The 6,141-nt window shown below is 68.4% G+C and carries 5 protein-coding genes and 1 riboswitch; of the genes, 2 read left to right on the top strand and 3 right to left on the bottom strand.

The features are described from left to right. Window positions 1–610: hypothetical protein (locus AC1DVM_RS13550; RefSeq protein ID WP_477254951.1), on the bottom strand; the 610-nt coding region annotated here is incomplete at its 3' end. 163 nt (window positions 611–773) lie between these two features. Here AC1DVM_RS13550 and rsmD point away from each other — a divergent pair. Then, window positions 774–1,331: a 16S rRNA (guanine(966)-N(2))-methyltransferase RsmD gene (gene rsmD, locus AC1DVM_RS13545; RefSeq protein WP_477254950.1), complete on the top strand. Its 558-nt coding sequence runs from the start codon at window positions 774–776 to the stop codon at window positions 1,329–1,331. Between the two features lie 156 nt (window positions 1,332–1,487). Beyond that, a riboswitch (glycine riboswitch) is annotated at window positions 1,488–1,576 on the top strand. Window positions 1,577–2,030: 454 nt separating this feature from the next. Beyond that, window positions 2,031–2,663, top strand: a complete 633-nt coding sequence (locus AC1DVM_RS13540; protein ID WP_477254953.1) for a L,D-transpeptidase — start codon at window positions 2,031–2,033, stop codon at window positions 2,661–2,663. Window positions 2,664–2,834: 171 nt separating this feature from the next. Here AC1DVM_RS13540 and mutL read toward each other — a convergent pair whose 3' ends face one another. Both mutL and AC1DVM_RS13530 read right to left on the bottom strand, forming a co-directional pair. Then, on the bottom strand, window positions 2,835–4,682 hold the full coding sequence (gene mutL, locus AC1DVM_RS13535; protein ID WP_477254949.1) for a DNA mismatch repair endonuclease MutL: 1,848 nt from the start codon (window positions 4,680–4,682) through the stop codon (window positions 2,835–2,837). 121 nt (window positions 4,683–4,803) lie between these two features. Beyond that, window positions 4,804–6,123 carry a glucose-6-phosphate isomerase gene (locus tag AC1DVM_RS13530; protein ID WP_477254948.1) on the bottom strand — a complete coding sequence of 440 codons (1,320 nt, stop codon included), beginning with the start codon at window positions 6,121–6,123 and terminating at the stop codon, window positions 4,804–4,806. Window positions 6,124–6,141 lie beyond the last annotated feature (18 nt).

Genomic DNA, 6,141 nt, shown 5'->3' with positions numbered 1-6,141 from the left:
GCTGGTGAGCACGCCGCGTGACGAAGAACCCGCGCGCAAGCCGCGGCGGGATTCCTTCCGCGCCGCGCCGGCAGGCGATGACCGTCCCCGCCGCCGCCCCGATCGCGACGAGGGGCCGAAACCCCGGGACCGCGAGGGCGGCTTCAGCCGTGCCCCGCGCCGCGATGACGACCGCCCCGCTCGCCCGAGCGGCGACCGGCCCTTCCGCGCCCGTCCCGAGGGCGATGAGCGTCCACGCGCCCCACGGGCGGAGCGCCCGAGCGGTGACCCGCCCTTCCGCGCACGCCCCCAGGGCGATGAGCGTCCGCGCACCCCAAGGGCGGATCGCCCGAGTGGTGACAGGCCCTTCCGCGCCCGTCCCGAGGGGGATGCGCGTCCCCGCAAGCCGCAGGGCGACCGTCTGTTCCGCGCTCGCAGTGACGAGGGTGAGCGTCCGCGGGCGCCGCGCGCGGATCGTCCGGCAGGCGACAGGCCCTTCCGCGCGCGTCCCGAGGGCGATGACCGRCCCCGCAAGCCACAAGGCGATCGCCCGTTCCGCAGCCGTGAGGGCGACAAGCCCTTCCGCGCGGGAGGCGACGACCGCCCTCGCCGCGCTCCGTCGCGCGGCCAAGGTCCTGGACCGGGCGAAGGCCCTGCGCGTAGCGGGCCGAGAGGCGGTCCCGGCGGCGGCCACAAGGGCGGCCCTCGCGGCGGTTCGGGTGGCGGCTTCAAGGGCGGACCCAAAGGCGGGACCAAAGGTGGGCCGAGGGGCCGGCGGCCGTGAGGTCTAGGCCGTGAGAATCGTGGGCGGGCGCTGGCGCGGCCGCTCGCTGGCGACACCAAAATCGGACGCGATCCGTCCGACCTCGGACCGCCTGCGCGAGTCGCTCTTCAACGTGTTGCAGCACGGCTATGTCGACGCGGTCGAGGGCGCGCGTGTTCTCGATCTATTCGCCGGCACCGGCGCGATGGGTCTCGAGGCCCTCTCGCGGGGCGCCGCTTTCGCCTTGTTCGTCGATGAAGGCTCGGAAGCCCGCAGCCTCATCCGCGAAAACGTCGAGGCTTTCGGCGCCGGCGGCGCGACCCGCCTCTTCCGCCGCGACGCCACCCGAATGGGCCCGGCCGCGCCGAATGCGCCCTTCTCGCTGGTATTCTGCGACCCCCCCTACGGCCGGGACCTCGCGCCGCAAGCACTCGCCGCCTGCGCCGAAGGCGGCTGGCTCTCGCCCGGCGCGCTGGTGGTGGTGGAGGAAGCGCACAGCACCCCGCTGACGCTTCCCGCAGGCTTCACGGAAATCGAGCGGCGGGAATACGGTGAGACGCAGGTGGTGGTCGGAAGGTTTGCCGGATAGGCGATGAACGGCCTTCGCCGAACGGCCGGTCGCTGGTTCTCCGCGCAACCTGTGCCCTTCCGGCAACAGAATGATTTCCTTTTCGCGGCAGACGCCGACAGGGCGCGGATAGGGTCCAAGCTTCACAATTCAGCCGCAAAGTCCCGCAATTTCAAACCATCACAAGCGGGAGAGAGCCAGCGTGCTGGCCGCCGAAGGAGCAACCGCCCCGGAAACTCTCAGGCACCGAGGACCGCTTGTCGATGGAACACTCTGAAAAGCGGAGCGTCGTGCTCCCGCCCACGGTGTAAGTCGCGGCCGAGCGAGTCGGAGGCGATGAAACTCTCAGGCCAATGACAGAGGGGGCTCGCGCGCGACCGCGTGCGGAGCCTTCTCGGAGCCTGATCATGCCTATCAAACCTCATTCGTCTGCGCGGTGCCCGACCACCGTGGCCTCCCCGCCCCTCCCCCCTGGCGGAGGCACCGGCCCCGGCGCACAGGGTCGCGCGGCCTGACGGCTGCCACTTCAAACTCCGCTCGACCGCGCCATCGCGTCAATGAACCACCTCGGCTCCTTCGCCGTCGCAGTGGCGGGCAAGGTCGCGCGCCCAGTCTCCTCTCGAAAAAGCAAACCAGTCCATGTCCCCTTTCCGTTTCCTTCCCGGCCAGAACCCCTCCCTCCACCTTGTGCTGATCGGGATCACGCTGCTTGCCCTGACGATGGCCGGCTGCGTCTCCACACAGCCGCCCCAGGATGGCACCCTCAATGCCCCGCATCCGTCCTATGTGGCCATGTACGGACCGCAGCCGAACGAGAAATTTCCCCTCCCGGCGACCGACATCTCCATCGTCGATCCCCAGTTTTTGAGGCGTGAAGTGCCCTACGAAACCCGCGAGCGGCCGGGTACCATCGTGATCGATACGGCCAACCGCCATCTCTACCTCGTGCGGGAAAACGGGCGTGCGATCCGATATGGCATCGGCGTTGGGGCCGACGGCATGAAATGGGCCGGACGGGCGCAGGTGGGCCGCAAGGCACCCTGGCCGCGCTGGACGCCTACCGCCGCGATGATCAAGCGCGATCCCGAGCGGAACCGCCCCTATGCGAGCGGCATGCCTCCCGGATTGCGCAATCCCCTGGGTCCGCGTGCGCTCTATCTCTTCGAGAACGGCCGGGACACCTTGTACCGGATCCACGGCACGACCGAGCCGGATACCATTGGCGAGGCGGTGTCGAGCGGCTGCATCCGCATGCTCAATCCCGATATTCTCGACCTGTACGCGCGTGTGCCCGTCGGAACCGAGGTGGTTGTCCTCTCGGACACGCGCATGGCGGATGCTCAGCCTCTCTGATCTTGCGAGGGGAGTTCTTGAAACTCAGCGGCCTGCTCGGAAGGCCTAGGGTTGCGGCAGCACGCTGCCGCAACCCGCAATGGCTGACGGTGCTCCTCTCGGTGGTCGAAGCGTTCTTGTCCCCTGCGTAGACCGAGAGGTCGCGCAGGCCACCAAGGAATGTCCGGTCGTTCACCGCCGTCCGAACAGCCGTTCGATATCGCTGAGCTTCAGCTCCACATAGGTCGGCCGCCCGTGGTTGCATTGGCCCGACAAGGGCGTGACCTCCATTTCGCGGAGCAGCGCGTTCATTTCCTCGGGCTTGAGCTGGCGTCCGGCGCGGATCGAGCCGTGGCAGGACATGCGCGACAGAACTGCGTCGAGACGGGCCTCGACCGGGCTCGCACTGCCCTCGCCCCATTCGGCCAGCGCATCCGCCACATCCTGCACCAGCGCCTTGATGCGTCCGCCCGCCAGCGCCGAGGGCACTTCGCGAATGAGGAGCGCTCCGGTCCCGAAAGGCTCGATTGCGAGCCCGAGGCTCGCCAGCGTTTCGGCCTGGGCGATAACGCGGTCCGCGTCGACGGGATCGAGATCGACTACTTCGGGGATCAGCAGCATCTGTCGTGCGATGCCGGATGAATCGCGCTCGCGCTTGAGCCGCTCATAGACGAGGCGCTCGTGGGCCGCGTGCTGGTCGACGATGACGATACCGTCCTGCGTCTGCGCGACGATATAAGTGCCGTGAACCTGCGCGCGCGCCGCGCCGAGCGGCGAGGTGTCGGAGACGGCTTCGCGTTCGCCTTGCATGGCGCGGCTATCCGCGGATGGTGCGGAAAATTCCGAGAAAGCGCGCTGCGGCTCGGAGAAACCCTGTCCGTATTCCGGCGGAACAGGCGCCTGCCATCCTGCGAAACTTGCCGGCCGGATGGACGGTCCGCGATGGTGGCTCGCGACGCCGTGCAGCGGGTGATACGACGGATAGGCCCCATGGGGGCGAAGACTTTCGAGCGTTTGCATGCCGCCGGTGGTGGCCGAGCGAAACCCCGAGCGCGTGATGGCTTCCTTGAGCGCCGCGACGACGAAGCCGCGCACGAAGGCGGGATCGCGAAATCGCACTTCGGTCTTGGCCGGATGCACGTTCACGTCCACGTCGCGCGGGTYGAGCTCGATCATCAGTGCGAGGATCGGATGACGGTCGGACGCCATCACGTCGGAATAGGCGCCGCGCACGGCGCCGAGCAGCAGCTTGTCGCGCACGGGGCGACCGTTGACGACGAAATGGATGTGGCTCGACGTGCCGCGATGGAAGGTCGGCAAACCGGCGAACCCGCTGACGCGCACGCCTTCGCGCTCGATGCCGATCGTCATGGCGTTGTCGTTGAAGTCCGAACCCAGCACCCGCGACAACCGCCGCAGGAAACCATGCTCGGTCTCCTCCTCGGGCGCATAGGTGAAGGGCGTGATGTGTTCGCCCGCGAGCGTGAAACGGATATGCGGATGCGCGATGGCGAGCCGCTTCACGATCTCGGCGACGGCCTGCGCCTCTGCGCGGTCGCTCTTGAGAAATTTCAGCCGCGCGGGGGTCGCGGCAAAAAGATCGGTCACCTCGATCCGCGTGCCCACGGGCGCGGAGGCGGGCCGCACCGGATGTTTCACGCCCGCTTCGACCACGATGGATGATGCGGTCTCAGCGCCCGCGACCCGAGTCGTGATGGCAAGGCGGGCGACCGCGCCGATGGACGGCAGGGCCTCGCCGCGGAAACCCAGCGTCTGGATCGCAAACAGATCGCCGTCGGGGATCTTCGAGGTGGCGTGGCGCTCGACCGCCAGCGCAAGATCGTCCGGTGACATGCCGTGCCCGTCATCGACGACGCGGATGAGCTTTCTGCCGCCGGCCTCGATGGCGATTTCGATGGAGCGGGCGCCCGMATCGACCGCGTTCTCCACCAGTTCCTTCACGGCCGCGGCCGGACGCTCCACCACCTCGCCGGCGGCGATGCGATCGACCAGGATGGGATCGAGACGGCGGACGTTCATCGGCGGTGGGAGCTCACGCGAATCGGCACAGGAGGATAGGCGCTGGAGGGTACGCGAGCCAGACTCGAAAGTCCCGCACCCGGCACGTTTGCCGCTCGGTATCGCAGGGAGGGATGCGCGCCTACTGCGCCTCCGCCAGATATTGCTTGGCGAGGATCTTGCCTTCCTCCACCGCCGGCTGATCGAACGGATCGAGCCCGAGCGCATAGCCGGTCAGGATCGTCTCCAGCATGAAGTGCATCAGCAATTCGCCGAGCGAGCGCTCGTCGAGCTTGTCCACATGCATCGTGCGAGTCGGACGGCCGTTCTTGGCCAGGGTGTCGGCGGTGGCCCTGCCCTGCGCCGCCACGAGATCGCCGATGCGCTTGCCGGCAAAGCCCGGCTCGCCGGCGCGTTTCGACAATTTCTCGTCCATGACAGGTCCGAGACCGGCCACGCCGGTGGTCAGGACGGTAAACAGCTTGTCGTTGGGGCCGCCGAGATAAAGCTGCATCTGGCTGTGCTGGTCGACCGGCCCGATGGCCGCCACCGGCTGGGAGCCCTTCCCGTCCTTGCCGACGCTCTCGGCCCAGAGTTGCACCCACCAGCGGGTAAAGCGCTCGAGCCGGTCCGCATAGGCCATCGTGACGGTGATGTTCCGGCCTTCGAGACCGGTGGCGATGTTGAGGGCGGCGCCGAGAGCCGCCGGCATATCCTTGGCGTTTCCGCCGGCGCGAAGCGGATCGTACGCATCGGCCGCGCCCTGCCGCACCGCCGCGACATCGAGGCCGAGAACGGCCGCGGGCAGAAGGCCCACATTGGTCAGAACCGAGAAGCGGCCGCCGATTCCGGGATGATGATCGAGGAAGCGCACGCCTTCCGGTTCGAGAAGATCGCGAAGGCCGTTTTTGCCGCCCGCGACCCGAGGTTCGGAAAGTCCGAGGATCATCTCGGCGGGACGGGCCCGCAAACCGGCTTTGTCGAGCGCACACAGGACCGCGATCGTCTGCATCAGGGTCTCGCCGGTCCCGCCCGATTTGGAGATCGCGACGAACCGCGTGGAGGACAGGGGCAGCCGGTGCAGGATGTGGTCGAAGGTGATGGGATCGAGATTGTCGAGGAAATGCACGCGCGGCCCGTCGGTGAAGCGCCCGGCTCCGGGCACCGCGTAGTCTTTCAGCTGCGCCAGGGCCTGCCCGCCGAGGCTCGAGCCGCCTGTCCCTAGGAACACCACGTCGGTCGCATCGCGGCGCAGGAACGAGGCCGCCTCCCGGATCGCCGGCAGGTCGTCCGTCGCATAGGGAAGCTTCAGCAGCGGAAGGCGGCCCGACGCATCGTCCTCCGCGAGGCGCGCGAGCGCGGTAGCGACCGCGGAGAGGGCCGCGTCCAGTGCCATCGTCGGAAGGCCGCTCGCGCCGATCCTGGAGGCGAGGGCGAGATCGATCGATTGCTTCAAGGCCATGCGGGAACGCTCCGGGTC

The organism is Microvirga sp. P4_A5, from assembly GCF_056402495.1.
The sequence above is the reverse complement of the archived record's forward strand: the minus strand, read 5'-3'. Positions and strand labels throughout refer to the sequence as shown.

Bases quoted from the DNA above. Each gene is read 5' to 3' on its own strand.
- AC1DVM_RS13540 (WP_477254953.1), top strand. From the start codon at position 2,031: ATGGCCGGCTGCGTCTCCACACAGCCGCCCCAGGATGGCACCCTCAAT.
- AC1DVM_RS13530 (WP_477254948.1), bottom strand. From the start codon at position 6,123: ATGGCCTTGAAGCAATCGATCGATCTCGCCCTCGCCTCCAGGATCGGC.